The sequence below is a fragment of the Allobosea sp. 10L417 genome, from assembly GCF_056395485.1.
The window spans coordinates 917,524-938,725 of the sequence record NZ_JBFTJP010000001.1 but is presented as its reverse complement, the minus strand read 5'-3'; the positions used below and the strand labels follow the sequence as shown (position 1 = coordinate 938,725).

23 protein-coding genes and 1 other RNA gene are annotated in these 21,202 nt (G+C 66.8%); 8 read left to right on the top strand and 16 right to left on the bottom strand.

What is annotated here, in order from left to right; genetic code table 11:
- Positions 1 to 4 precede the first annotated feature (4 nt).
- Genes tolA through tolQ form a run of 3 tightly spaced genes read right to left on the bottom strand, consistent with a single transcriptional unit; the run spans position 5 to position 2,414 of the window.
- The gene (gene tolA / locus AC1DE3_RS04790) at positions 5 to 1,213 is read right to left on the bottom strand and encodes a cell envelope integrity protein TolA (RefSeq protein WP_441510200.1); all 1,209 of its coding nucleotides are present in this window, start codon (positions 1,211 to 1,213) and stop codon (positions 5 to 7) included.
- 29 nt (positions 1,214 to 1,242) lie between these two features.
- Positions 1,243 to 1,692, bottom strand: coding sequence for a protein TolR (gene tolR / locus AC1DE3_RS04785; RefSeq protein ID WP_441510199.1), 450 nt, complete (start codon positions 1,690 to 1,692; stop codon positions 1,243 to 1,245).
- An 11-nt stretch (positions 1,693 to 1,703) separates the two neighbouring features.
- Positions 1,704 to 2,414 (bottom strand): protein TolQ, encoded by a 711-nt coding sequence (tolQ, locus tag AC1DE3_RS04780; RefSeq protein ID WP_441510198.1) that lies wholly within the window; start codon positions 2,412 to 2,414, stop codon positions 1,704 to 1,706.
- A gap of 652 nt (positions 2,415 to 3,066) precedes the next feature.
- On the opposite strand from tolQ, the gene AC1DE3_RS04775 reads away from it, so the two are divergent.
- A complete protein-coding gene (locus AC1DE3_RS04775) occupies positions 3,067 to 3,648 on the top strand; it encodes a hypothetical protein (protein ID WP_476780346.1) in 582 nt (193 codons plus the stop codon).
- 179 nt (positions 3,649 to 3,827) lie between these two features.
- On the opposite strand, the gene AC1DE3_RS04770 is transcribed toward AC1DE3_RS04775, so the two are convergent.
- The 3 genes from AC1DE3_RS04770 to ybgC form a co-directional block, all read right to left on the bottom strand.
- Entirely contained in the window at positions 3,828 to 4,286 is a 459-nt protein-coding gene (locus tag AC1DE3_RS04770; RefSeq protein WP_441510196.1) for a DUF2852 domain-containing protein, read from the bottom strand.
- Positions 4,287 to 4,380: 94 nt separating this feature from the next.
- Entirely contained in the window at positions 4,381 to 5,037 is a 657-nt protein-coding gene (locus AC1DE3_RS04765; RefSeq protein WP_441510195.1) for a TetR/AcrR family transcriptional regulator, read from the bottom strand.
- Between the two features lie 55 nt (positions 5,038 to 5,092).
- Positions 5,093 to 5,497, bottom strand: coding sequence for a tol-pal system-associated acyl-CoA thioesterase (gene ybgC, locus AC1DE3_RS04760; protein ID WP_476780347.1), 405 nt, complete (start codon positions 5,495 to 5,497; stop codon positions 5,093 to 5,095).
- A gap of 106 nt (positions 5,498 to 5,603) precedes the next feature.
- On the opposite strand from ybgC, the gene AC1DE3_RS04755 reads away from it, so the two are divergent.
- Positions 5,604 to 6,119, top strand: a complete 516-nt coding sequence (locus tag AC1DE3_RS04755; protein ID WP_476780348.1) for a hypothetical protein — start codon at positions 5,604 to 5,606, stop codon at positions 6,117 to 6,119.
- A 48-nt stretch (positions 6,120 to 6,167) separates the two neighbouring features.
- On the opposite strand, the gene AC1DE3_RS04750 is transcribed toward AC1DE3_RS04755, so the two are convergent.
- Genes AC1DE3_RS04750 through ruvC form a run of 5 tightly spaced genes read right to left on the bottom strand, consistent with a single transcriptional unit; the run spans position 6,168 to position 9,405 of the window.
- Positions 6,168 to 6,713, bottom strand: coding sequence for a DUF3828 domain-containing protein (locus AC1DE3_RS04750; RefSeq protein ID WP_476780349.1), 546 nt, complete (start codon positions 6,711 to 6,713; stop codon positions 6,168 to 6,170).
- A complete protein-coding gene (gene ruvB / locus AC1DE3_RS04745) occupies positions 6,710 to 7,762 on the bottom strand; it encodes a Holliday junction branch migration DNA helicase RuvB (protein ID WP_476780350.1) in 1,053 nt (350 codons plus the stop codon). The genes AC1DE3_RS04750 and ruvB overlap by 4 nt, the downstream gene beginning before the upstream one ends.
- Complete coding sequence (locus AC1DE3_RS04740; protein WP_476780351.1) at positions 7,759 to 8,250, bottom strand: GNAT family N-acetyltransferase; 492 nt, start codon at positions 8,248 to 8,250, stop codon at positions 7,759 to 7,761. Before AC1DE3_RS04740 ends, ruvB begins: the two co-directional genes overlap by 4 nt.
- On the bottom strand, positions 8,247 to 8,864 hold the full coding sequence (ruvA, locus tag AC1DE3_RS04735; RefSeq protein ID WP_441510187.1) for a Holliday junction branch migration protein RuvA: 618 nt from the start codon (positions 8,862 to 8,864) through the stop codon (positions 8,247 to 8,249). The genes AC1DE3_RS04740 and ruvA overlap by 4 nt, the downstream gene beginning before the upstream one ends.
- Positions 8,865 to 8,889: 25 nt before the next feature.
- Positions 8,890 to 9,405 (bottom strand): crossover junction endodeoxyribonuclease RuvC, encoded by a 516-nt coding sequence (gene ruvC / locus AC1DE3_RS04730; protein ID WP_476780352.1) that lies wholly within the window; start codon positions 9,403 to 9,405, stop codon positions 8,890 to 8,892.
- A 154-nt stretch (positions 9,406 to 9,559) separates the two neighbouring features.
- On the opposite strand from ruvC, the gene AC1DE3_RS04725 reads away from it, so the two are divergent.
- The gene (locus AC1DE3_RS04725) at positions 9,560 to 10,339 is read left to right on the top strand and encodes a sulfite exporter TauE/SafE family protein (RefSeq protein ID WP_441510185.1); all 780 of its coding nucleotides are present in this window, start codon (positions 9,560 to 9,562) and stop codon (positions 10,337 to 10,339) included.
- Between the two features lie 106 nt (positions 10,340 to 10,445).
- Here the strand turns inward: AC1DE3_RS04725 and AC1DE3_RS04720 are convergent, their stop codons facing one another.
- Complete coding sequence (locus AC1DE3_RS04720; protein ID WP_476852115.1) at positions 10,446 to 11,192, bottom strand: YebC/PmpR family DNA-binding transcriptional regulator; 747 nt, start codon at positions 11,190 to 11,192, stop codon at positions 10,446 to 10,448.
- A 220-nt stretch (positions 11,193 to 11,412) separates the two neighbouring features.
- Between AC1DE3_RS04720 and AC1DE3_RS04715 the strand changes: the two genes are divergently transcribed.
- The gene (locus AC1DE3_RS04715) at positions 11,413 to 12,768 is read left to right on the top strand and encodes a methyl-accepting chemotaxis protein (protein WP_476852114.1); all 1,356 of its coding nucleotides are present in this window, start codon (positions 11,413 to 11,415) and stop codon (positions 12,766 to 12,768) included.
- Positions 12,769 to 12,788: 20 nt separating this feature from the next.
- Here AC1DE3_RS04715 and AC1DE3_RS04710 read toward each other — a convergent pair whose 3' ends face one another.
- From AC1DE3_RS04710 to ssrS, 3 genes are all read right to left on the bottom strand, one after another.
- Positions 12,789 to 13,613: a TIGR00282 family metallophosphoesterase gene (locus AC1DE3_RS04710; RefSeq protein ID WP_476780354.1), complete on the bottom strand. Its 825-nt coding sequence runs from the start codon at positions 13,611 to 13,613 to the stop codon at positions 12,789 to 12,791.
- Between the two features lie 200 nt (positions 13,614 to 13,813).
- On the bottom strand, positions 13,814 to 14,413 hold the full coding sequence (locus tag AC1DE3_RS04705; RefSeq protein ID WP_476780355.1) for a 5-formyltetrahydrofolate cyclo-ligase: 600 nt from the start codon (positions 14,411 to 14,413) through the stop codon (positions 13,814 to 13,816).
- Positions 14,414 to 14,421: 8 nt separating this feature from the next.
- Positions 14,422 to 14,578, bottom strand: a non-coding RNA gene (ssrS, locus tag AC1DE3_RS04700) — 6S RNA.
- A 154-nt stretch (positions 14,579 to 14,732) separates the two neighbouring features.
- Here ssrS and ybgF point away from each other — a divergent pair.
- The 4 genes from ybgF to glmM all read left to right on the top strand — a co-directional run bounded on the left by ybgF (position 14,733) and on the right by glmM (position 20,252).
- A complete protein-coding gene (gene ybgF / locus AC1DE3_RS04695; RefSeq protein ID WP_476780356.1) occupies positions 14,733 to 15,656 on the top strand; it encodes a tol-pal system protein YbgF in 924 nt (307 codons plus the stop codon).
- Complete coding sequence (tilS, locus tag AC1DE3_RS04690) at positions 15,653 to 16,711, top strand: tRNA lysidine(34) synthetase TilS (RefSeq protein ID WP_476780357.1); 1,059 nt, start codon at positions 15,653 to 15,655, stop codon at positions 16,709 to 16,711. The genes ybgF and tilS overlap by 4 nt, the downstream gene beginning before the upstream one ends.
- 109 nt (positions 16,712 to 16,820) lie before the next feature.
- Positions 16,821 to 18,746 carry an ATP-dependent zinc metalloprotease FtsH gene (ftsH, locus tag AC1DE3_RS04685; RefSeq protein ID WP_441510178.1) on the top strand — a complete coding sequence of 642 codons (1,926 nt, stop codon included), beginning with the start codon at positions 16,821 to 16,823 and terminating at the stop codon, positions 18,744 to 18,746.
- Between the two features lie 162 nt (positions 18,747 to 18,908).
- Positions 18,909 to 20,252 carry a phosphoglucosamine mutase gene (gene glmM, locus AC1DE3_RS04680; RefSeq protein ID WP_441510177.1) on the top strand — a complete coding sequence of 448 codons (1,344 nt, stop codon included), beginning with the start codon at positions 18,909 to 18,911 and terminating at the stop codon, positions 20,250 to 20,252.
- A 133-nt stretch (positions 20,253 to 20,385) separates the two neighbouring features.
- Here the strand turns inward: glmM and AC1DE3_RS04675 are convergent, their stop codons facing one another.
- The gene (locus AC1DE3_RS04675; RefSeq protein WP_476780358.1) at positions 20,386 to 21,153 is read right to left on the bottom strand and encodes an SDR family NAD(P)-dependent oxidoreductase; all 768 of its coding nucleotides are present in this window, start codon (positions 21,151 to 21,153) and stop codon (positions 20,386 to 20,388) included.
- Between the last annotated feature and the right edge of the window lie 49 nt (positions 21,154 to 21,202).

Here is a 21,202-nt window from a genome sequence, read left to right as displayed (position 1 = left end):
GGGGTCACATGACGTCCCTTGCGTCGAAATTGACGACGACGTCGCGCCAGTCGTCATAATAGGCGGCGAATTGAGCCGGAATGCGCAAAGGCGCGCAGCGGCGGGTGGCGGTCAGCGCCGAGTCGGCGGCGACACGGAAGAGCGGGTCGGACGAGGAGTTGATCACGCCCGGCTGGCCGGCAAGCGAGCCGTCGGTGTTGAGCTTCATCCGCACGGACGGAACGATGTTGCCGTTGCCATGGGCGTTGGCGAGCGCGATCGGCACGTTCCAGCACTTCAGCAACTGGTCCTGGATGATGCCGACGAGCTGGGCCCGCAGCGAGGGGCTGAGTTTCTGCGCGGCGCCGCGTTCAGTACCGAGCGAGGCGGTGCGATTGACCTGCGGTGCCGATGAACCAGAGGACTGCGCCTTCTCCTTCGACTGCAGCAGACGCTCGATGTCGCTTGCATTGAAGTTCTTGGCGATCTGCGCCTCTTTCTTCGCCTTGGCCTCGGCCTCCTGCTTGGCCTTGGCTTCGGCGGCGAGCTTCGCCTTCTGCTCGGCCTCAGCCTTCGCCTTGGCGGCGGCTTCCGCGTTCTCCTTGGCCTGCTTATCGGCTTCGGCCTTGGCGAGCGCCTCGGCCTTGGCCTTCGCTTCGGCGACGCGCTTGGCAGCCTGGGCCTCGGCCTCCGCCTTGGCCTTGGCGGCGGCCTTCGCCGCCTCCTCGGCCTGCTTCGCCTTGGAGGCGAGCTCAGCCTCCTCGGCGAGCTTCGCCAGCTCCTCGCGCTTCTGCTCGGCTTCGCGAGCGGCCGCGGCCTCGCTTTTCTGCGGGGGCTGCTTGGCGGGCTCCGGCGGCTTGGTTTCGGGCTTCGGCAATTCGACCGGGCGGGCCGGCGGCGGCGGCGTCGAGGCGTTGTCCTCGGCGACCTTCAGCTCGGGCGGGCGCGAGGGCGGGGCAGGCGTATCGGTCTTGGCCTCGCCGGCCTCCTTGCGCTCGACGACGTCGGACTGGCGCTCGGCGCGCGGCGTCGGCTGCGCCTGCACCTTTTCGGCGCTGCGCTCGCCGCGCGTAATCTGATTCAGCGCGTTGGGATCGATGATCTCGACGGCGATCGCCTCCTCGTTCTCCGGTAGCGGCGTCGGCGCCGAAAACGCCAGCAGCCCCGCGACGAGGACCGTCACGTGGCCGAGCGCCGACACCAGCATGCCAGGTTCGGAGGTCGTAAGCTTCACGCCCTGAACATCCTTACTTCTCGTCGCTCTCAGCGGCTCGCCGGCTCGGTGACCAGCGCGACCCGCTTGAAGCCGGCCGAGGTGATGGTCGACATCACCGAAGCAACCCGGCCGTAATCCACCTGCTTGTCGCCGCGCACATAGATGCGCTCGTCGAAGCCCTGCTTGGCGAGGCCCTGCAGCTTGCTGACAAGGTCCGGCTCCAGCGTCGGCTGGTCCTGCAGGAAGATCTGCCCCTTGCTGTCGATCGCGATGGTGATCGGCTTCTGATCGACATTGATCGGCTTGGCGCCGGTCTGCGGCAGATCGAGCGGCACGCCCGTCGCGATCAGCGGCGCGGCGACCATAAAGATGATGAGCAACACCAGCATGACGTCGATGAACGGCGTCATGTTGATCTCGGCGATGGCGCCGTGGCGGCGCCCGCGGCGGCCCCGGCGGCCGGCGCCCTTCGCGGCTGTAGCGGCGGACATGCCCATGATTCAGCCCCTCACGCCGCCATCCGCTCGTCGATCTGCCGCGACAGGATCGCGGAGAACTCGTCGGCGAAGGCTTCGAGCCGGCCCTGAGCCTTGGCGACCTCGGCCTGGAGCTTGTTGTAGGCCATCAGCGCGGGAATTGCGGCGAAGAGGCCGATCGCGGTGGCGAAGAGCGCTTCGGCGATGCCGGGCGCGACCACTGCGAGGGAGGAATTCTTGGAGACYGCGATGGCGGTGAAGGAGTGCATGATGCCCCAGACCGTGCCGAAGAGGCCGATGAAGGGGGCGGCCGAAGCGATGGTGGAGAGCACCAGGAGCTTCGATTCCAGCCGCTCGGTCTCACGCTGGATGGTGACGTCGAGCACCTTGTCGATACGCTGGGAGAGGCTGGCGACGGAGCGGCCGCCGTTCTCGAAGGATCGTTTCCACTCGCGCATCGCGGCTACGAAGACCGCAGCCATGTCGTTGACCGGCTTGCCGGCGAGGTCGCGATAGAGCTCCTCCAGCGAGCGGCCGGACCAGAACACCTCCTCGAAGGCGTCCATGTCGCGCCGCGTGCGCCGATAGAGCAGCGTCTTGTCGATGATGATCGACCAGCACCAGATCGAGGCGCCGATCAGGCCCATCATCACCAGCTTGACGACGATGTGGGCATGCCAGAACAGCGTCCAGAACGACATGTCGATCTGTGGCGCGGCCTGCGCGACGTCGGCGGGGTTCATCCTGTCATCCTTCTCAACCAGGCGGTACGCCGGTAGCCCGAACCTGCAAGGCTCATAGCCCCGGCTCCAAACCCCGCCGCTCGCGTCGCAGGAGACCCACGCCGCCGCCCGTTTCGCGATCGGGGAAATGCCGTACCCCGTCAATCGCGCGCGAATTCGGCGAAAGATGGGCCGAAACGGGGTTTCCCACGAAACGCATGCTCCAAGAGGAGTTAAGCATCCGGCAAGGTTAATGTCGGGTATACGCCCCGTGCGATGCTGCGATGACGGGCCCCGGCGGCGATGGGGAGCGCTCGTCAATCACGGCGTGAGCGCTTGATTCCGCTGCTGCGCCGCAAGTAGCGGCCAGCATTCCCTGCAGATGTCGCACGCGGGTTCTGAAGACAAGGCCCGGCGAACATGTCCGGAAACGGCGCGCGATCCGCCCTGAGCGCGGTCCGCCGGCGCCATCCGAGACGCCCTTCGGCCGGCAGGGCCGAATCGGCCCCTCGGAGTTCGCCGAGCCCCGGGTGGGCGCGGCCGCAATCACGACAGGCAAGAATCGGGGCTGAAACTTATCTCGGAACGCTCTACGACTGTCGTCGCGGAATTCATCCGCGACAAGACACCAGCATTGACCCGGAGTTGCCTTTTTTCAGCGGAGAGGTTTCCTATGTCGAAGCACATTGGTCTGATTGTTGCCATTTCAATCGCGGCGGGTCTGGCGGGTTGCGCCACCTACCCCGAAGTTACCAGCCAAACCGTGATCGTTGCAGGCGTCGGTCCCGTCGAGATCGAGCGCCTCAATGTCCGTGTCGTGTCGATCGATCGGCCCAACCGTGAGGTAACGGTCGAGCAGCGCGGCTACAGGTGGCTTGTTCAAGTCCCGCCAGTGTTCGGCAATCTCGAAAATCTGCGGGAAGGCGACTCGGTCGACATCAGCCGTGTCGAAGGTGTGGTCGTCGAGGTCAGGCCGAACCGGCGAGGGGCCAAGCCGGGGATCACCTATACGGAAATGGGAGCCAGCTCGACTTTCCAGAACCTGCCGGAGCGGTTCGTCGCCCGATCGGTGACGCTGACGGCCAAGTTCGAGCGCTTCGATGCGGCCAGCGGCGTGGTGAGTTATGTCGGCCCCTTCGGTCCGCGCTCGATCACCGTGGTCGACCCTGCCGTGAAGGCGCGGCTGCAGAAGTTCAAGCGCGGCGACATGGTGGATCTCAGCTTCGAGGAAGCCTTCTACATCACGCTCAAATAGCGTCTTGGTCGCATGGGCCGCCTGCCCCGGGGGCGGGGCAGGCCGAACTGCCTGGGCGAGGAGACGTGTCCGGCCGCGCCGGCGCCTGGCGAATGGTTGCGACGAAGCCGCGGCCGAAAAGAAAAGCCCGCCCCGGCGGACCGGGGCGGGCGGGATAGAGGCTCGGCTCAACTGCCGCGTCAGGCAGCGTCAGGCTGGGCCGGAGGATTGGCCGGCGGGTTGTTGCGGCGGTCGGCCATGAACTGGTCGAACTCGGCCTTGTCGCGGGCCATGCGCAGGCGGCCCAGGAAGTCGTGGAACTCGCGCTGCTCGTCTTCGAGCCGGCGCAGCGTCTCGGCGCGGTACTCGTCGAAGGCGCGGTTGCCGCTGGAGGGGCCGCCGCGGCCCCAACCGCCGAAGCCGCCGAAACCGCGACCGTCACGACCGGCCATGCGCTCGCGCATGCGGTCCATCTTGTCCTGCAGGCGGTTCATCCGGTGCTCGTAACGGTCTCCTGCGTACCCACAACCCATGCGTCCACTCCAGAAAAGAAAGGCCAGGGTCGCCAGACCCAGGGGCCAGAACATGATGAAGCCGAGAACCGCGAGGGCGATCCAGGCTCCCTTCCCATATTCGTCCAACTTCTCGACGATCGGCATTGCTCCCTCTCATGACAAGACGTGAATGTAAATCACATTTACATAAATGCGCGCGACACTGCCGGTTGTCAAGAAGTCGGCCCGCGGAAAAGAATTAGTCGGGCTTGGCGGCGCCTTTGCGGCCGATGCCGAGGCCCTGGAGATATATCAGCATGCCGGCCTCCAGCAGCTCGGCCGCCGACATCGGCAGGGGCCGGCGCCCGCCATCGGCGCGGCCGAACAGGGCGGCGACGCCGTGCGACATCGCCCAGACATGCAGTGCCATCATCAGGGCTGGCGGGCGCTCGCCCTGCGGCAGTTGAGCGATCAGCGCCTCGGCCGCCTGGCGCAGACCGGCAAAGGCCCGATCGGCCGCCGCACGCAGCTCGGGGCTGGCATCGAGCGGCACGCCCGCCTCGAACATCGCCGAATAATAAGCCGGTTCATCATGGGCGAAGGCGAGATAGGCGCGCCCCAGCCGGTGGAAGGCGGTTTCGGGATCGGGCCGGCCTTGATCCCAGGCGCGGGCGAGGGCGGCCTCGAAGGCCTGGAAGCCACGCGCCGCGACATCGGCCAGCAATTCGTCGCGGTCGCGGAAATGGCGATAAGGCGCGGCCGGGCTGACACCGGCCATGCGCGCGGCCTCGGCGAAGGTGAAGCCGTTCGGCCCCTTCTCGCCGATCAGCCCGAGCGCGGCCCGCACCAGTTCCTCCTTGAGGTTGCCATGGTGATAACCGCGGGGCGTTTCGGGTCTGTCGCGCTTCCAGCTCATGTTAAGAGCGCTAACATGCGGGCGGGCCCCGCGTCGATGGGCGGATGCGGCATCGTCAGACGTCGAGCATCAGGCGCTTGCGCAGGCCGTCCGGTATGCGCCGCGCCCGGCCGCCACCGACGCAGGCGACAGTCACCCCGGCGGTGATCAGCTCCTCCTCGCCGCGCAGCACGCGCTGCTCCAGATCCATGGTGGCGCCACGCGCTACGACACAGCGCGTCTCGATGGTGAGGAGGTCATCCATCACGGCGGGGCGCAGGAAGTCGATCGTCATCTTGCGCACGGCAAAGCCCAGCGCGGTCTCGCCGTCGAAGAGTTCGCGCTGCTCGATGCCGAGCGCGCGGATCAGCTCCGTGCGCCCGCGCTCCATGAAGCGCAGATAGGAAGCATGGTAGACCACGCCCGAGAAATCGGTGTCTTCATAATAGACGCGGACAGTGATCTGATGGGGGCTGGTCATGGAGGCCGGCATATAGGCGAGACGCATCGCGAGCAAATACCCGCGGGAACAAAAGCGTGGCCTGGCGCATGATCGGGGGCGGGGGAACAACGCTACGGAGATATCCATGTCGTTATCGGCCAAGGCACTCGAACGACTTCTCGACAAATCCGAATTCGATCTTGTGGGGCGCACGCGGCGCGGCAAGCTTTCAGGCGAAAAGGACGACGGGCTGCGCGATCTCGCACGTATCCTGCGCGAGAAGCGCGACCGCGCGCGAGACATCGCCCGGCAGCAGCGCCGCGAGTTCCGCGGCAAGGCGCCGCCGCAAGGTACGCGGCCGGCTTCGGACAATCAGGGCACCAAGGCCAAGGCCGATGCGCTGACGGTGGCGCTGAAGCGCGTCGGGGCCGAGCAGACCCGCCGGGCCGAGAAACTGCGCGCGCCGAGCCAGCGCAGCCTCGCCCGCAAGGCACTCGCCCTGAAGCAGCGCCAGAGCGCGCTGGAGCGCCCGAAGAGCCGCACCGCCGGCAAGGGCATGCGGCCGGTCGAGAATCCCAAGGCCGCGAAATCCGGCGCGCTCAAGGATGCCGGTGCTCGCCCCGCCATGATGCGCGCGAAAATGGCGCGCCGTAGCGGCTGATCAGTCGGCGCGTTCCGGTGACGCGGTTGTCTCAGGCCCTGCGAGCACTCAGCGCTTGCAGGGCTTGTTCATGAAGGAGCCGCAGTCATAGGGCTGCGAAAGCTGTTCGCGGATCGAATAATCCTTGCCCTCGAAACGGTTGACGATGTCGTCGATGCGCCAGCCGCCATTCTCCCTGATCACCTGGAACTGGACGGTGACGGGCTTGCCCAAGCTGCGGAAATTGGCCAGCACGGTCGCCTTGCCCGCCGCGACGGGRATCGTGTCGAAGCTCAGCTTCTTGATCTCGCCATCCTGGCCGTTGAGGAAGGGGTCGGCGCCGATCTGGCCCATATCGCCGCTTTCATCCTGATAGAGGTCGTCGCGGGCGAAGAGCGCGGCCAGGCTCTTGCTCATCAGCTTGTCACGGTGGGGCGGCCGCCAGGCCGGCGGCGGGGCCTTGCCCTTGGCTGCGAGCGTTTTGGCCGTGATGGCGTAGCCTTCTTCCACCGGCCCGCGCGGAACATCGTCGCCGGCTCTGGCCGAAACCGCCAGGACAGCGAAAAGGCCGGTCAGGGCGAGCGCGAGCGCGAAATTCCAAAGGAGCCGTTTCACGCCTCGTCCTCGTCGTTTCCGAACAGCCCGAACTGCGCCGCTTCGCGTGAGGGCTCGGGCATGCCGAGATGGCGGAAGGCATGAGGGGTCAGCAGCCGCCCGCGCGGCGTGCGCTGGATGAAGCCCTGCTGGAGCAGGAAGGGCTCGATGATCTCCTCGATCGCGTCGCGCGGTTCCGAGAGCGAAGCCGCGATCGTCTCGATCCCGACCGGGCCGCCGCCGAAATTGATCGCGACGGTCGTGAGATACCGCCGGTCCATCTGGTCGAGTCCGATGGCGTCGACGTCGAGCAGCGACAGCGCCTTGTCGGCGACCTTGCGGGTGACGATCGGGTCGCCGTCGACGATGGCGAAATCGCGTACGCGGCGCAGCAGCCGTCCGGCGATGCGCGGCGTGCCGCGCGAGCGCTTGGCGATCTCGTTGGCGCCGTCGTCGGACATCGGCACGCCGAGCACGCGGGCGCCGCGGGCGACGATGCCCTGCAGTTCCTCGACCGTGTAGAACTGCAAGCGAATGGGGATGCCGAAGCGGTCGCGCAGCGGCGTCGTCAGGAGGCCGGCGCGGGTGGTGGCGCCGACGAGCGTGAACTTGGGCAGGTCGATCTTGACCGAGCGCGCCGCCGGGCCTTCGCCGATGATGAGGTCGAGCTGGTAGTCCTCCATCGCCGGATAGAGGATTTCCTCCACGGCCGGGTTGAGGCGGTGGATCTCGTCGATGAAGAGCACGTCGCGCTCTTCGAGATTGGTGAGCTGGGCGGCGAGGTCGCCGGCCTTGGCGATGACCGGCCCCGAAGTCGAGCGGAAATTGACGCCGAGTTCGCGCGCCACGATCTGCGCCAGCGTCGTCTTGCCGAGGCCGGGCGGCCCGACGAAGAGAACATGGTCGAGCGCATCGCCCCGGCTTTTGGCGGCGTTGATGAAGACCTGGAGATTGGCGCGTGCTGCCGCCTGGCCCGTGAAATCTGCGAGCGAGAGCGGCCGCAGCGAGGTTTCGCTGTCGTCGTCGCGGCGTTCGGCCGTCAGCAACCCGGAGCGCTTGGGGTCGCTCACAGCGCCATCTCCAGTTCGAGCGCGTCGTGGATCGGAATGTCCTTGTATCCCGTCTTGATGATCGTCGGCACGACCGAGCGATAGGCGTCGATGGCTTCGAGATAAAGCCCCGAAAGGCGAAAGCCGCGGCGCTGGTAGAAGGTCATGCCGGGCATGTTGTCGTTGGTCAGCATCGCCTTGAGCTTCTTCGCGCCCGCCGCCCGTGCCGCCGCGATGACGGCGTCGAGCATCTGGATCGCCACGCCTTCGCCGGGACGGAGCGAATGGAGCGCGCAGAGATAGGCGGTGTCGCCTCTCGCCGTCCAGCTCGCCAATGCCGCCGTCCTGCCATCGGGCTCGAACAAGCCGAGCGCGTCGATCTCGGCGACGTCATAGACATGCAGGTCGATCATCATGCTGTGCGAGCCCCAACTCGCCAGCATGATGCGACACAGCTCGGTCTTGTCGGTGACGATGCGCAGTTCCAGCTCGTCGGGCGGTGCGCTCACTTCGCCAGTTCCTTCAGACCCAGCTTGATCAGCTGGGCCGTGCCGGCACCGTCGCCGGCCGCCTTGGCGGCAGCGGCCACGGCGACCACGGCCTGGGCCTGAGGATAGCCGAGATTGGCGAGTGCCGAGACGGCGTCCGCGATGGGCTGCGGCAGCTTCCTATCTTCGAGTGCGCCCGAAAGCTGGACGACCCCGGGGTCGATATGGCCGAAGGCCGGCGCCTTGTCCTTGAGCTCGGCGCAGAGGCGCTGGGCGAGTTTGGGGCCGACGCCGGGCGCGCGGGCGATCGCGGCCTTGTCGTTGGTGGCGATGGCGGTCGCGAGGCTGCCGGGATCGAGCGTCGAGAGGATGGCGAGCGCGACCTTGGCGCCGACGCCCTGCACCACCTGCATCAGCCGGAACCAATCGCGCTCGACGTCGGACATGAAGCCGTAGAGGCGGATCGCATCCTCGCGGACATGGGTCTCGATGGAGAGCGCCGCCGCCTCGCCCGGCTTGGGCAGGCGTTGGAGAGTGCGCGCCGAGCACTGCACGACATAGCCGACGCCCTGCACGTCGATGATGACGTGGTCCTCGCCATAGGAATCGATCAGGCCCTTGAGCTTGCCGATCATCGTGTCTTTCCCCCGGCCGCCACTCTCAACCCGCCGCGCGCATCTGCGCGACCAATGCCTTCATGCCGCGATGCTGGGCATGGCAGATCGCGACGGCGAGCGCGTCAGCCGCGTCGGCCGAGCGGGTCTCGGCCTTGGGCAACAGCACGCGGATCATCGCCTGCACCTGCTTCTTGTCGGCGTGGCCGACACCGACCACCGTCTTCTTGACGAGGTTGGCGGCGTATTCGGCGACGCTCAACCCCGCGAGCGAGGGCACGACCAGTGCGATGCCGCGGGCTTGGCCGAGCTTCAGCGCCGATTGCGGATCGCGGTTGATGAAGGTCTCTTCCACAGCTGCCTCATGCGGGCGATGCGCGGCGATGATCTTGTGCAGCCCCTCGTGCAGCTGCCGGAGGCGTTCGCCGAGCGGGAGGCTGCCGTCGCTCTCGACGCAGCCGCAGGCGACGAAGGAGAGCTTGCTGCCTTCCGAGACGACGACGCCCCAGCCGGTCTTCCGAAGGCCGGGGTCGATGCCAATGATGCGAATCGCGGGTGCCATGACGGGCTCAAGCTAACGGATGTTTCGGATTTGTCCCGCCCGGAACTTGAGCGGGGATGAATTCCGCTCATCGATCGCATCAAAAAGGAAAGTTGTTCTTGCCGGAGCGTGGCGGGCATGGTTCGCCGGGTCAGCCTTACTCATATGCGACGCCATGCCTTTCAGCCTCTCCGCCTTCATGCCCGGCCTGACCTATGACGGCATCGCCGTCCTGCTCGCAGCGACGCTCCTCGGCGGGTTGGTGCGCGGCTTCACCGGCTTCGGCTTCGCGATGGTGTTCATGCCGCTGGCCTCGATGGTGCTCGGGCCGGTGGCGGCGCTAGGGCTGATCTGGTTCATCGACCTGCCCTTCGCCCTGCCGATCGCGGCGAGAAGCGCCCGGCGGGCTGAATGGAGCGAGATCCTGCCGCTTCTGCTGACGGCGACCCTGGCCCTGCCGGCCGGCATCTGGCTCTTGATCTGGCTCGACCGCGAAACCATGCGCTGGCTGCTGGCCGCGCTGGTGCTGGCCGCCGTCGGGCTGATGGCCTCGGGCTGGCGCTATCACGGGCGCCCGACGATCCCGCTCTCGCTCGGGGTGGGCGCGCTGTCGGGCCTGTTCAATGGCATGGCCTCGATCGGCGGCATGCCGCTCGCGGTGTTCTGGCTTGGCGCCCAGCGCAACGACCGGCACAAGACGCGGGCCAATATGCAGGCCTTCTTCGGCGTTTCCACGCTGATCAGCGGCGCCGTGCTGTGGTGGAAGGGCATTCTCATCTTCGGCGCGCTACTGATGGCGGTGCCGCTCTTCGCGGTCTACGGCATCGGGCTGTGGGCCGGCACGCATGGCTTCCGCCTCGCCTCGGAGCAGAGCTTCCGGCGCGGCGCCTATCTGGTGATCTTCCTGAGCGCGCTGATCAGCCTGCCGCTCTGGGATGCGCTGATCGGGCGATGAAGGCCGTCATGCTCGGGCTTGGCCCGAGCATCTCGTGACGAGGAGGTGCGGGCGTTTTTCCGGCGCGTCATTCTCGGGTCAAGCCCGAGAATGACGCAGGCTGATATCAGGCGCTGAGCTTGGCCATGATGTCGTCGGCGATCTCGAAATTGGCGAAGACGTTCTGGACGTCGTCGTCATTGTCGAGCGCTTCCATCAACCGCATCATCGATGCCGCTTTTTCCTCGTCGAGCGGGGCGGTCGTGGTCGGCCGCCAGGCCGGCTTGGCCGAGGCGGGGGCGCCAAGCGAAGCTTCAAGCGCCTTGGAAACTTCGTTCAGCGCGTCGAAGGCGCAGGTGATGACATGGCCGCTCTCGTCCGAGGCGACATCGTCGGCGCCGGCTTCGATCGCAGCTTCCATGACCTTGTCGGCGTCGCCGGCCTCCGGTGGATAGCTGACCTCGCCGACGCGGTTGAACATGAAGGAGACCGAGTTGCTCTCACCGAGCGCGCCGCCGGCCTTGGTGAAGTAGGAGCGGACGGCGGAGGCGGTGCGGTTGCGATTGTCGGTCAGCGCCTCGACGATGACGGCGGCGCCGCCCGGGCCGTAGCCTTCGTAGCGAACTTCGTCGTAGTTATCGCCTTCGCCGCCGGCGGCCTTGTTGATGGCGCGCTGGATATTGTCTTTCGGCATGTTCTCGGCGCGGGCGGCGAGAACCGCCATGCGCAGCCGCGGGTTCATGTTGATATCGGGCATGCCCATCTTGGCGGCGACGGTGATTTCGCGGGCCAGCTTCGAGAACAGCTTGGAGCGCACCGCGTCCTGCTTGCCCTTGCGGTGCATGATGTTCTTGAACTGTGAATGGCCGGCCATGGGGACTCGCTGCCCTTTGAGATGATGGAACCATGGAAACACCGCCCGCGGCGCGCCGGGGCGATCGGAACGGCCTTATAGGCGCCGATTTCCGGGACAGGCAAGCGCCAGTGGGCTCTCGTTGGCGAGATCGACGGCGAAGCGGCCGTTAAGCCATTCTTTGCCATGGCCGAGCAACATGCCGGTGCGCCACGCCGTCATCTTTCAAGCTCGTGAACCAGTGACATCCAACTCCATCGCCGCGCAGGAACACCGCTTTCGCGCCTTCCGGATCTTCAACGAGGATATCGAGCTTCTCGCTTCGCTGTCGGGCTTCGCGCGCAACCGGCTGCCGCAACTGCTTGAGGAACTGCACGAGCAATTCGCGCCCTGGCCGGAAATTGCGCAGGCTCTGCGCCGGCCGGACGTCCACGAGCGGCGGCTGGCGCACTGGATCAGGCTCGCTTCCGGCGATCTTCGGGAGGGTTACATCGAGTCGGCGCGGAAGCTGGCGACTGCCTTTCACGACCATGGCGTGCCGATCTATGCGGTGGTGATCTGCCACGCGATCGTCTCGAACGCGATCATCGTCGAGCTCGGGCTCGACCGGCAGAGCATGATGGGGCTGTCGAGCTTCTGGCAGAGACGCGAGCTCGACCGGCGGATCGCGACGCGCACGGCGCTCTCCAAGGCGACCCAGCTCGACCTGGAGCTGCTGCTCGAGACCTATGCCGTCGTCCAGCAGGAGAACCGCGACCGCACGCGCCAGCAGATCGAGGCGTTCGAGGTCACGGTGAGAGAGGTTGTCGGCGCGGTGAATGCGAGCGCCGGCAAGGTGGAGCGGCTCGCGGCCTCGGTCGAGGACGTGGTCGGCGAGACCAGCGCGCAGGCCAAACGGGCCGCGGGGGCGGCGGGCAGCGCTTCGGACAATGTCAGCAATGTCGCGACCGCGACGAACGAGCTGTCGATCTCTCTCGACCATGTCGCGGCGGAGGTGGTGCGGGCCTCGACCATGGCGCATGAGGCCCATGTCGCGGCGCAGAAGACTGATGCCATCGTCAAGAGTCTCGCTCTTTCGGCGGAGACGATCGGCTCGGTCGTGGAGATGATCCAGACGATCGCCAGCCAGACCAATCTGCTTGCGCTCAATGCCACGATCGAGGCCGCACGGGCCGGCGAGACCGGGCGGGGCTTCGCGGTGGTGGCCACGGAGGTGAAGCAGCTGTCATCACGCACCGCCAAGGCCACGGACGAAATCGCGGCCCAGGTCCCGGCCATGCAGGCGGCGACGCGCGAGGCGGTGACGGCGATTGAGAGCATCGTCGCCTTCGTCAGCCAGGTGAATGGCATCGCCGGCGCGGTCGCGGCCAGCATCGACGAGCAGCGTGCCGCCACGCAGGAAATCGCCCGCAGCGCCGATCAGGCGGCGATGGGCACGCAGGCCAACGCCGAAACCATCGTGCACCTGAACGACCGCGCACAGCAGGCCGGCAAGGCGGTGCATGACGTGCTCGACGTGGCGGGCACCCTGTCCCGCCAAGCCGAGAGCCTGAACCACGCCTTCGATGATCTGGTTCGCCAGCACCGCGCAGTCTGAGACGCGCAGACTCTTGTGGGTCAGCCCTGCGCCCAGCCGGGCAGGGCCTCGCTGAGATGCGGGCCGACCCGCACGGCCCAGACCGCCTTTGCGAGACCGGTCGCATCATCGATATCGACTGCGACGCCAGACAGCGTGCCTTCGCCGGTGGCCGGCTCCAGCCGCGCGCCCGGCACCTTCTGCAGGAAGCGGCGCACCGGCTCGTCCTTCTGCATGCCGAGCACTGAATCATAATCGCCGCACATCCCGGCATCGGACTGATAGGCCGTGCCTGCCGGGAGGATGCGCGTATCGGAGGTCGGTGCGTGAGTGTGGGTGCCGACGACGAGGCTGGCGCGGCCATCGAGGAAATAGGCCATCGCCTGTTTTTCGCTCGTCGCCTCGGCATGAACATCGACGATAACCGCATCGGCGACCTCGCCGAGCGGGCAGGCGGCCAGCTCGCGCTCGACTGCGGCGAAGGGGTCGTCGAGTGGGTCCATGAAGAGCCGGCCCATGACGTTGACGACGAGGACGCGGGCCCCGTTGCGCGCCTCGATCACGGTGGCGCCGCGGCCGGGCGTGCCGGGCGGGTAGTTCGCCGGGCGGATCAGCCGATCTTGCCTGGTGATGAAGACAAGCGCCTCGCGCTGGTCCCAGGAATGGTTTCCGAGGGTGATGACATCAGCGCCGGCGGCGAGGATCTCGTCGCAGATCGCCTCGGTGATGCCGAAGCCGCCGGCGGAGTTCTCGCCGTTGATGACGACGCAGTCGAGCTTCCAGGCCTCGCGCAGTGCCGGCAAACGCTCCTGAACCGCGATCCGGCCGGGGCGGCCGACGATGTCACCGAGGAAGAGAAAACGCATGTGGACTCCGGACGCGTAAAGGCGGTTGGCCATACAAGCCCACATCCTGAGGAGCGGCGAAGGCGAGTCCCGAAGGATGTTCCAGGAGGTGCGGGAGCCCACTGAAACGTCCTTCCAGACGCCGCGTTCCGCGGCTCCTCAGGATGAGGGCTGTGGAATGGCAGTTCTGTCCTCTTCCGTGACCCGAAAGCCTGCCGGAATCAACCGCAGCGGATGGTGTCGCGCTCGGTCACGATCCAGTCGAGGCGTCGGTCATGCGGCTCGTCCGGCATGGCCTCGATCTCCTGTGCGGCGTAGCCGATGCCGATGCTGACGGTCGGCCCGAGCTCGGTCAGAGCCCGGTCGTAATAGCCCTTGCCGTAGCCGATGCGGTGGCCGCGCCGGTCGAAGGCTGCGAGCGGCACGATCAGGATGGCGGGCTTGGTCTCGGGCTCGGCGGGAGCCGGCACGAGCGTGCCGAAGCCGCCGGGCACGATCGGCTCATAGGGCGCCCAACGGCGGAAAATCATGCGCTTCTCGACGATTGCCGGCAGGCAGAGCGGCAAACCGCGTCCATCCAGCGCTTCGAGGATCGGGCGCGGATCGGCCTCCGAGCGCATCGGCCAATAGGCGGAGACCGGGCCCGGGCTGTCCCAGACGGGCAGAGCGAGGACGCGGGCGGCGATGTCCTGATCCCAGTCGAGCCGGCTGTCGAGATCCAGCGCGTCGCGGCGGGTCAGTGCGGCGTCGCGAAGCGCGGCCTTGCGTGGGGAAGGGGAGACCGGGGGGATGAAAGGCGTATCGGGACGCGTCGTCGTCATGGGCAGGCTGCGGAGCCACCTCGGCCGTGGAGTTTTGAATCCCGGGACACCTACAGAAGTAGGTGGGCGCCGTGTGTCCGGTTCCAAGGATCCGGACAGGGACAGCTCCCTAGGGAGTCGTATGGGCCCGGGGAATGCTGTCTCTCACGCACCAGGCAGCCCCGCCTCGTCAATGTAAGCAAGCCGCCGGCAAAGCGCCAGAGGCGATTTTCCGGCCCGCGCCCAAATGTGCGGGGGCGCCATGAAAATGTTCATATTTTGGCCGTGGTGAGCAAGTGATATAGGAAAGCGCGACATGTTCGGAAAACCGGTTTCATCGATGCTTCCTTCGATCCTTGCCCGTCATCTTTCCCGTTCGGGGCTGGGTGCGCTCGCTTGTGCCGCTGCGCTTTTCGGCGGGGCCGTGCCCGGCTCGGCGCAGGATGCCGCTGACCTGCTGGTGCGCACGACGCGGCTGGAGAACCAGCTGCGCCAGATGTCCGGCCAGATCGAGCAGCTCCAGTTCGAGAACCGCCGCCTCAGCGAACAGGTGCGCAAGTTCCAGGAAGATGTCGATTTCCGCCTGAACGAGAAGGGCGGCGGGCGTCCAGGTGCGGCAGCGCCGAGTGGTGGCGCCCCTGCGGCGCCGCAGCGTCAGCGCCGTGGCGACGCCTTCGATCCGACGATGCAGCAGGGCGCGGCCGGTGCGCCGCAGCAGCTCGGCGGCGGGATCGCCGGCATCATCGAGGATGAGGATGGTGGCGGACCGGCCACGGGCCGGCCGCTCGACCTGCAGGGCGTCGGACGCCCCGTTCCACAGGGCGGCCTGTCGCAGGCCATGCCGCGGGGGGCGAGCGTCGCGGCCGCCAGCGGTCCGCAGAGCGCCAAGGAGGCCTACGACCTCGCCTTCGCCTCGCTTCAGCGCCGGGAATACGAGCAGGCCGAGATGGGCTTTCGCCAGTTCCTGCAGAGCTATCCGCGCGACCGGCTGGCGATCGACGCCACCTATTGGCTCGGCGAGAGCTATCTGCAGCGGCAGCGCTATCGCGAGGCGGCCGAACAGTTCCTGAAGATCTCGCGGGAATCGCCGAAGGCGACCAAGGCGCCGGACAGCCTGCTCAAGCTCGGCATGGCGCTGAACGGGCTCGGCGCCAAGGACCAGGCCTGCGCGACCTATGCCAAGGTCGGCGTCGATTATCCGTCGGCCTCCAATGCGGTTCGCCAGGGCGTGGCGCGCGAGCGCCGTCGCTCCGGCTGCGCTTGAGCGCGCTGCCGCAGAATGAAACGTATGCGTCGCCGGTCTCGCCTGTCGAGGCCGGCGAACTCTTTCTGGGGTTGACGCAGGAGCGCGCGCTGCTCGTCGCGGTTTCAGGCGGCCCGGATTCGGTCGCGTTGCTGGGGCTGCTGGCCGAGTGGGCGCGCGCTCCGGGCCGGCCCTTGCTCCATGCCGCGACCGTCGACCATGGCTTGAGGCCGGAGGCCGCGGCGGAGGCTGTCGCCGTCGCCGCGCTCTGCGCGCGCCTCGGCGTCGCGCATGCGAACCTGCGCTGGGAGGGAGAGAAGCCCGCAAGGGGTATCCAGGCTGCGGCCCGGCACGCCCGTTACGCGCTGCTGGCGGGAGAGGCGAAGCGGCTCGGCGGCGCCGCTCTCGTGACCGCCCACACGCTCGACGATCAGGCCGAGACGATGCTGATGCGGCTCGCCCATGGCTCCGGCCCGTCCGGTCTCGTCGGGATGCGGGCCCGAACCGTGAAGGACGGTGTCGTGCTCATCCGCCCGCTTCTCGGCCTTCCGAAGGCGCGGCTCATTGCGACCGCCCGGGCGCGGGGCCTTCCTTTCGTCAGCGATCCGAGCAATGCCGACCAACGCTTCGAGCGTGTTCGCTGGCGCGAGATCATGCCGGTTCTCGCTGAGGAGGGGCTGACCGCCGAGCGCTTCGGGCGGATGGCGGAAAGGATGGCGCGGCTGGACGCTGCGGCGAGCCAACGCGCGCAGGCCGTGTTTGCGGCGGTCGGTTTGCCGCGAGAGGCGGGCGAGGACCGGCTGCGGCTCGATTTTTCGGCGCTGATGGCTGAGCCGGACGAGATCGTTCTGCGCGTGGTCGGGCGGGCGCTCGATGCCGTCGTGACCACCGGCGACCGCTACCGTCGGCTGGGACGGCTGGAGGATTGCGTGCAGGCGCTGCGTGCCGCGACGAAGACAGGTTCTGCCATGAGACGGACATTGTCCGGCTGCATGATAAGGATCGGCTCCGACGGCGTTCTGCTCCTCGAACGGGAGCCGCCGCGGCGACGCGGCGTTCACCCTGCGACATCTTAGTGCCCCTACGTCTTCTGTTTCCCTTGGCAAGGGCGACCGCCGCTCCTAGATTAGTCCAGTAAACCCTTGGCCTTATCCGGTTGGTCCGGCAGGCCCGATCGGACTGGTGATGAATCCGAATTTTCGTAATTTCGCCCTCTGGGTGGTGATTTTCCTTCTCGTCCTGGCGCTGGTGACTCTGTTCCAGAGCCCAAGCCAGCGCGCGAGCACCAACGAAATCCCCTACAGCCAGCTCATCAACGAGGCTGAAGCCGGGCGTGTCGCCAATGTCGTGGTCGCTGGACAGGAGATTTCCGGCAGCTTCTCCGATGGCCGCAATTTCGTGACCTATGCGCCCTATGGCGACCCCAACCTCCTGAAGACCATGGCGCAGAAGGGTGTGCAGGTGTCGGCCCGTGCGCCGTCCGAGGGCACGCCGTGGTTCATGGCGCTGCTGGTCAATTCGCTGCCCTTCGTCATCTTCATCGGCCTGTGGATCTTCATGTCCCGCCAGATGCAGAACGGCGCCGGCCGGGCGATGGGCTTCGGCAAGTCGAAGGCCAAGCTGCTGACCGAGGCGCATGGCCGCGTCACCTTCGAGGACGTCGCGGGCATCGACGAGGCCAAGGAAGACCTGCAGGAGATCGTCGAGTTCCTGCGTGATCCGCAGAAGTTCCAGCGGCTGGGCGGGCGCATCCCGCGCGGCGTGCTGCTCGTCGGCCCTCCCGGCACCGGCAAGACCCTCACGGCGCGCGCCGTCGCGGGTGAGGCCAATGTGCCGTTCTTCACCATCTCGGGCTCTGATTTCGTCGAGATGTTCGTCGGCGTCGGCGCGAGCCGCGTCCGCGACATGTTCGAGCAGGCCAAGAAGAATGCGCCCTGCATCATCTTCATCGACGAAATCGACGCGGTCGGCCGTCATCGCGGCGCCGGCCTCGGCGGCGGCAATGACGAGCGCGAGCAGACGCTGAACCAGCTCCTCGTCGAGATGGACGGCTTCGAGCCGAACGAGGGCGTGATCATCATCGCCGCGACCAACCGTCCGGACGTGCTCGACCCGGCGCTGCTGCGCCCGGGCCGCTTCGACCGCCAGATCGTCGTGCCGAACCCGGATGTTGCCGGCCGCGAGAAGATCCTCAAGGTTCATGTCCGCAAGGTGCCGATGGCCCCTGACGTCGATCTCAAGATCCTCGCCCGCGGCACGCCCGGCTTCTCGGGCGCCGACCTGATGAACCTCGTCAACGAGGCGGCGTTGCTCGCGGCCCGTCGCGGCAAGCGCATGGTCACCCATGCCGAGTTCGAGGACGCCAAGGACAAGGTCATGATGGGCGCCGAGCGCAAATCCATGGCGATGTCCGAGGAAGAGAAGAAGCTGACCGCCTATCACGAGGCTGGCCATGCGATCGTCGGTCTCTATGTCCCGGCCGGAATTCCCGTCCACAAGGCGACGATCATTCCGCGCGGTCGCGCGCTCGGCATGGTGAAGTTCCTGCCGGAGGGCGACCGCTATTCGATGAAGTTCAAGGAGTTCACCTCGCAGCTCGCGGTCGCCATGGGTGGGCGCGTGGCGGAGGAGATGACCTTCGGCCGCGAGAACGTCACCTCGGGCGCGACCGGCGACATCCAGCAGGCGACCAAGATGGCCAAGGCCATGGTCACGCAGATGGGCTATTCGGACGAGCTTGGCATGGTCGCCTATGGCGACAATCAGGAAGAGGTCTTCCTGGGCATGTCGATGGGCCGCAGCCAGTCGGTCTCCGAGGCCACCGCCCAGAAGATCGACGCCGAGGTGAAGCGCCTCGTCGACAATGGCTATCAGGACGCCAAGAAGATCCTGACCGAGCATCATGACGAGTTCGTTTCGGTGGCCGAGGCGCTGCTCGAATTCGAGACGCTGACGGGCGAGGAAATTCGCGACCTCATCGCCGGCAAGCGCCCCTCGCGCGATCTCGACGACACCCCGCACGCTCCGCGCGGTTCGGCCGTGCCGAGCGCCGGCAAGGGCCGCAAGCGCGGCGAGCCGGATGCGGGCATGGAGCCGCAGCCGCAGGTCTGATGCATCCAGCAGCGTTGAAGGAAAGGGCGGCCTCAGCGGCCGCCCTTTCTGTTTGACCGGCCACGATGTCACGTTCCGTCATAATTTGTGAGAAGGCGGAAAGCTTTTTTGGCTATAGAACACGCACAATCGGGCGTTGCAGCCCCTCGGAAGCGGAACGCAATGACGCGCAAATATTTTGGAACCGACGGCATTCGCGGGCGGGCGAACGGCGTCATCACGCCCGATCTTGCCATGAAGGTCGGCCAGGCGACTGGGCTCGCCTTCCGCCGCGGTGAATATCGCCATCGGGTCGTGATCGGCAAGGATACCCGCCTCTCCGGCTATATGATCGAGTATGCCATGGTCGCCGGTTTCACCGCGGTCGGCATGGACGTGTTGCTGCTCGGCCCGATGCCGACGCCGGCCGTCGCCATGCTGACGCGCTCGATGCGCGCGGATCTCGGCGTGATGATCTCGGCCTCGCACAACGCCTATGAGGATAACGGCATCAAGCTGTTCGGGCCCGATGGCTACAAGCTCAACGACGAGGTCGAGCGGGAGATCGAGGCGCTGATCGACGCCGATCTCGGCCCGCGCCTGGCGACTTCGCCGGCGCTCGGCCGGGCCAAGCGTATCGACAGTGCCGATGCACGCTATGTCGAGTTCGCCAAGCGGACGCTGCCGCGCAATCTGAGCCTTGAAGGCCTGCGCATCGTGCTCGATTGCGCCAATGGCGCCGCCTATAAGGTCGCGCCGCAAGCGCTCTGGGAGCTGGGCGCCGAGGTCATCACCATCGGCGTCGAGCCCGACGGCTTCAACATCAACCGCGAGATCGGCTCGACCCATCCCTCGACGCTGATCGAGAAGGTCAAGGAGATGCGCGCCGATGTCGGCATTGCGCTGGACGGCGACGCCGACCGCGTGCTCATCGTCGACGAACACGGCCATATCGTCGATGGCGACCAGCTCATGGCGGTGATCGCGCGCAGCTGGATGGAAGACGGCCGTCTCTCGGCCCCAGGTATCGTCGCAACCGTGATGTCCAATCTCGGGCTGGAGCGTTATCTGGCGGGGCTGGGCCTCTCATTGGCGCGCACGGCGGTCGGAGACCGCTATGTGCTGGAGCACATGCGCAACCACGGCTTCAACCTTGGGGGCGAGCAGTCCGGCCATATCATCCTTTCGGATTTCGGCACGACCGGCGACGGCCTCGTCGCAGCGCTGCAACTGCTCGCGGTGGTCCAGCGGATGGACAAGCCGGTCTCTGAGGTCTGCCACTGCTTCGAGCCGCTGCCGCAGATTCTCAAGAATGTGCGCTACAAGGCCGGCAAGCCGCTGGAGGAGCAGCCCGTCATCAGCGCGATCGAGGCGGCGAAGCAGTTGCTGGGCGACAGCGGGCGCCTGGTGATCCGCCCGTCGGGAACCGAACCGGTGATCCGCGTCATGGCGGAGGGCGACGACCGCGATCTGGTCGAGCGCGCCGTGGACGATGTGGTCGATGCGGTGACGAAGGCCGCGGCCTGAGCCCAGGCGTCATGCTCGGGTTCGACCCGAGCATCTCCAGCCGGAGGAGGCTTTTGTGCTGTCTCCTCCTGCCGTCTCGTTCCGCGCTTCTCGGGTCAGCTGACGCTGCCCGAGAAGGCCGGCTGAGGCGTCCTCACACCACCGCGGTCAGGCCACCGTCGACCATCAGCAGGTGACCGTTGACGTAGTCGGATGCCGCCGCGGACAGGAAGATGGCGGCGCCGACGAGTTCCTTCGTCTCGCCCCAGCGCCCGGCCGGTGTGCGGGTGGAAACCCAGTTCGAGAAGGCTTCGTCCGCAATCAGCGCGGCATTGATCTCGGTGGCGAAATAGCCGGGGCCGATGGCGTTGGCCTGGATATTGTGCTTGCCGAGCTCGGCGGCGAGCCCCCGCGTCATCATCTTCACCGCGCCCTTCGATGCCGTGTAGGGAATGATGGTGGCGCGGCCGAGCTCGCTCATCACCGAGCCGATATTGATGATCTTGCCGCGCTTGCGCGGCACCATCCGCTTCGCCACCGCCTGGGTGACGTAGAACACGGAATGCAGGTTGGTGTTCATCACCTCGTGCCAGCCCTCGACCGGGAATTCGGTGATCGGCGCGCGCTTCTGCATGCCGGCATTGTTGATCAGGATGTCGATCGGCCCGATCTCGGCCTCGATCGCGGCAATGCCCGCCTCGACGGCCTTGTGGTCGGTGACGTCGAAGGGGGCGATGGAGGCCTTGCGCCCGGCCGCAGTGAGCGCCTGCTGGGCCCGTTCGAGCTTGGCCCTGTCGCGGCCGTTCAGCACGACATGGGCGCCGGCCTCCGACAGGCCCTCTGCGAGCGCCAGGCCGATGCCCTGGCCGGAGCCGGTGACCAGCGCGATCTTGCCTTCGAGACTGAACAGCGACAGCGACATGGCGTATCCTCGCAGCGTTCTGGTGTGAGCAAATTCGGTTTGCGCAAAG